1 protein-coding gene is annotated in these 1388 nt (G+C 65.0%); it reads right to left on the reverse strand.

Annotated features, from left to right (window positions below):
- Positions 1-373: 373 nt before the first annotated feature.
- Positions 374-1388 (reverse strand): DUF4832 domain-containing protein (locus ACXRVY_RS29230; protein WP_458238986.1); only part of this gene is annotated, 1015 nt, incomplete at its 5' end.

Raw genomic sequence — 1388 nt, forward strand, 5'->3', positions numbered from 1 at the left:
GTACCGGTGCGTAGATCGGACAGGGCGTACCGGTGCGTAGATCGGACAGGGCAGTGGTGCGCTGGCCTGTGCGCGGCGGTCCGGAACTGCGGACCGCCGTCACATGCGGATGCAGTCTTCGATCGCAGGATCCGAACCACCCCCTCTGAGGCTCGGGTGTCGACCAAATCCCGGCGCTCTGTGCCGCAAATGGACAGGGTTCGGTTGCGGTGACTTACAAGACCGACGTCCAGCAGTGCCGCCGCAAAAATCAGGCAATGAAAGTTACGGTTTGGTCCAGGCACCGAGCGCAAAAAAAAGAGCCCGCGAAAGCGGGCATCTGAAGTGGTGCATGCTGCTGTTGGCTACCGCCAGCTGCAGCCAGCTACAGCGACTACTGCACGCTGAGGGTGGTGCCCGTGGAGAAGCGCGCGGCGGAAGCGTCCCAGGTCTGAGCGCCGCTGTCGGCGTTGGCGAAGCGCACGGCGAAGCGGGCGTCGGCAGCGGTGGTGGACCAGATGTCGGGTGCGCTGATCTGCACGTCATAGGTGCCGGCCGCGGCCCCCGAGGGGATGCTCACATTCACGGCGATCTGTCCCGAGGCGCCGGCGGCCACCGTGCTCAGATTACCGGCCGAGCCGGTGATGGTGGCACCCGTGCTCTTGTTGCGCAGCGTGACCACCAGCGGACGCTTGGAGAACATGCGGCCCCAGCCCACGTTGCGCAGGTTCACGTTGACCGCGACGGTGCTGCCCTTCGCGGCGGTGGTGACATGGCTTGCGCCGTCCAGCTGCAAGCGGTAGCCCATCGAGCGGCTGACTTGGGGAAAGCATCCTGCGGCCTTCCAGCTGTCAGGGAAAAGCCCGCCATTGCCCAGCCACGTCAACTTGTAGGCGGCCCCTTCGCTCAAGATGTCTGCGCATGTTATGCGCCGTTGCTCAGGGTTGGACACGTCGCTACAGGTCTCGCCACCGAAGCTGGTGGTTTGCGTCATCGTCTTGATGTAGTCGCGCATCGGGTCGCTCAGGCCGGTGAACTGATGCGCGTCGGTGTCGTTGGCAAGGAAGCAGTCGTTTTGGAAGCCCATGCGCGCCGCGGCAGCGCCCGTCGGATTGCCCGGGGCCCACTTGGCGAAGTCGCTCGAGGCGGTGAAGTGAACGATCGTGGAAGCGGGCGTGTTGGCCAGCAGCGCGTCCTTGATGGCCGCCCGACTTGTATCGCTGGTGTCCAGCCCGTTCGAGCTGCCCCACCACTCGCCGTAGGCCCCGATGAAGCCGGCCTTCATGAAGGGGATCACGTCGGCGTTCTGGGCCAGCACCGGCTTGAGCTGGGAGATGTGCTGAAGCACCAGGCTGAGCGGGGCGTCAGTGCCGGACGAGTCGGAGTTGTAGGACGCTTGCACGATGAAC

This window comes from Pseudomonas sp. P5_A2_2 (genome assembly GCF_054177685.1).